3 protein-coding genes are annotated in these 3042 nt (G+C 43.4%); all 3 read left to right on the plus strand.

Annotated elements, in window-relative coordinates; all coding sequences use genetic code 11:
• Positions 1–633: hypothetical protein (locus Q8K48_09265; GenBank protein ID MDP1852578.1), on the plus strand; the 633-nt coding region annotated here is incomplete at its 5' end.
• Between the two features lie 110 nt (positions 634–743).
• The gene (locus Q8K48_09270; protein ID MDP1852579.1) at positions 744–2438 is read left to right on the plus strand and encodes an O-antigen ligase family protein; all 1695 of its coding nucleotides are present in this window, start codon (positions 744–746) and stop codon (positions 2436–2438) included.
• 88 nt (positions 2439–2526) lie between these two features.
• Positions 2527–3042 (plus strand): hypothetical protein (locus Q8K48_09275; protein MDP1852580.1); only part of this gene is annotated, 516 nt, incomplete at its 3' end.

Genomic DNA, 3042 nt, shown 5'->3' on the forward strand with positions numbered 1-3042 from the left:
ATGTCATCTGTAACAATGACACTTGACAAGGCAACATATGTTCCCGGAGAGGTTGCAACTGTCACAGTGATGATTAAGGATGCAGCTGGAAACGCTGTTGCTGATGGAACTTATGCAGCATTTGCTGCAGCAGTGACAAGCTCACGTGCTTTGGCTTCAGGTAGTTTGCCAACAGCTTCAGTGACAACTGGTTCATCTACAGGAACAGCGACGTTCGCAATTAACGTTCCAACTACAGCAGGTGATTTCACACTCTCAGCACTTGGTGGATCAACACTTGCAGCAGCTCAAGCTGGTATTGCAATCTCAGTTACAGCAACTGTTGGCCAGTCAGCCGCAGATGCAGCTAATGCAGAAGCAATCGCAGCAGCAGCAGATGCAGCAGCAGAAGCAACTGATGCAGCTAATGCAGCAACTGATGCAGCTAACGCTGCAGCAGAGGCAGCAGATGCAGCAACAGCAGCGGCACAAGATGCAGCTGATGCAGTTGCAGCATTGTCTGTTCAGGTTGAAGAATTGGTCGCAGGCTTAGTTGCTCAGATCACAGCTCAAAAGGCAGCGATCCGTGCTCTAACAAACCTAGTAATCAAGATCCAGAAGAAGATAGCCGCTCTATTCAAGAAGTTGAGTTAGGTTTAATTGACTCAATTCTTCTGGTAAATATCTAGAACTGAAACCCGGTTCCCACTTCGGTGGGGGCCGGGTTTCGGCCTTTCTAAAGGAAAATTAAGTACTCTTGGTACATGTTGGATACACGGAGTAAGAAGTTATTAGGGACTATAACGTTGGCCGCCCTCATGGCTGTGACTTTGGTGGTGGCACCCTATACATTGATTGACCCAATAAATCTTCCTAAGCTCTCAGTTCTAACATTTTGTGCCATTCTGGCGCTATCTCTCTTCATAAACGCTTTTAAGAGCATCGCAAGATCTAAATTTAAGATTCTTTTTATTTTACTTTCACTCTTTGTCTTACAGATTATCCTCGTACTTATATTCTCTGGGGCTAACTTCGGTGGACAAATCTATGGAACCTTCGGGCGCAATACAGGGGCACTGGCATACCTATCATTAACCGTGTTTTTAATGTCTTCGGCGCTAATAGCCGATAGTGATTTTATTAAAAAATTTCTTAGAGTTTCAGTGATTGTCGGCATAATTCTTATCGTCTATGGAAACATTCAATATTTTAATTTAGATCCACTTCCATTTGCAACTGCCTATACCGTTAATGCTCCAGTTGGAACACTTGGGAACTCTAATTTCCAGTCAGCCTTTATGGGAATAATTGCTGTTGTAGCGTTTACATTGGCGTTAAATTCTGCATTTTCAATCGCAGTCAGAATTGGGTTAGTTTTAACGGGATTTACAGCGGTAGTAGTAATTTATGAAACTTTGGCTAAGCAAGGCTATTTTGCTTTAATGGCTGGAACTTTGGTGGTAGCCATTTTGTGGCTATTTATGAATAGCCAAAAAACTCTGGGCATCGCTGTATCCGGTTTTGGAGCGATAGGTGCCGGATTAGTTTTTCTTGGTCTTATAAATGCCGGCCCACTTGCAAGTTATCTGTACAAGGGTTCTTTAGAAGCACGAGGATATTATTGGAGGGCAGCGCTTAAAATAATAGGTGATCATCCTTTTCTTGGTGTTGGTATGGATAGTTTCATTGATTGGTACAGACGATCAAGGCCAAGTGATTTTTATGAAAATGGATTCTTTTCATATACAAACTCAGCTCACAATGTTTATTTAGATATAGCATCTAGCGGTGGAATTCCTTTGCTTTTGGTTTACTTTGCGATCATCTCCCTTGTGATTCTCTCAATAGTTCGAGTCGTGAAGCGAAACGCGGGTTTCGACATCTATTTTGTTGCGATAGTTGGCGCATGGGTGGCCTATCAGGCTCAATCATTTGTCAGTATTAACCAATTGGGGCTGGCTATTTGGGGATGGGTTTTATCAGGTCTGATTATTGGCTATGAGATCAATACAAGAGATGAAAAGCCTGAGGGAGATGTATCTGTAAAGAGTAAACAGCCCCAGCGAAAAGGTAAGGTTGTGGTACAGCCACTTTCCTCGGCAGCACTAATGAGGGTTTTTGGTGGAGTGATACTGGGGGCGATAGTGGCTATCCCTCCCTATTATGTAAATGCTAGTTTTTTCTCAGCTTTGAAGTCCGGCGATATTAAGGCAGTGCAAACAGCCGCATACTTAAAGCCAATTGATGAGAGACGCCTTCTTCATGTAGCTACAATTTTGAGGGATAACAAAATGGATTCTGAGGCGATTGCTGTAGTTCGTGATGCTACTAAGGGTTATCCAGACTCCTTCGATTTCTGGCAGTTGTGGACAACTATTCCGACGGCAGCACCTGCAGATATTGCAGCAGCAAAGGCAGAAATGCTGCGCTTAGATCCTTTTAATCCCGATATCAGGTAACAGGGGCTATAGAAGAGTAGGTATTTAGTCCATTTATTAACGGCAATCATTTATTGTTTACCTATAAGTTTTACTGATTGGGGATGTTGTGTTCACACTCGTGGCTATTACCTTTGCCGTATTAGGTATCGCACTAGTTTTGGGTTTTGTCCCAGGCTCCATTATTACCGCTGCGATTTCTGGTGGCTCTAAAAGCCGAGGTCCTGTTGCTCTAGGAATATCGATTGGTATTGGCTTTGCGGTCTCGAGCATCGCCTCGGCTTGGGCATTTGGGTTATTTGGCGCGAACAGCTATCTCACTATTTTAATTGTTCTTACACTTCTTTCTCTAACTCTTCTCATTATTCCGGCCATTAGAAAAACTTTAGTAGTTTGGAAAGAGTTTGGACGGATAGATGCCTTGCTACTCCTGGTTCCCTTTGTAACGGCTTTTTACAGTAAGCCTTATTGGGAAGGCGCTACTGCTCTTAAAATAACCGCAGGCAGCGGTCCCGATATCCCACAGAATTTAATGACGGTACTTGCCCAACAAGGAGTTGGATCGACATGGGCGCAAGGTCGAGATAATTTTTTAGCTTTCTTAGGGGACAAAAACTTAGGTGAG

It is taken from the genome of Candidatus Planktophila sp. (assembly GCA_030681675.1).
GTDB lineage: Bacteria > Actinomycetota > Actinomycetes > Nanopelagicales > Nanopelagicaceae > Planktophila.

Coding starts and splice junctions, on each gene's coding strand:
- Q8K48_09270 (MDP1852579.1), top strand. CDS start 744: ATGTTGGATACACGGAGTAAGAAGTTATTAGGGACTATAACGTTGGCC.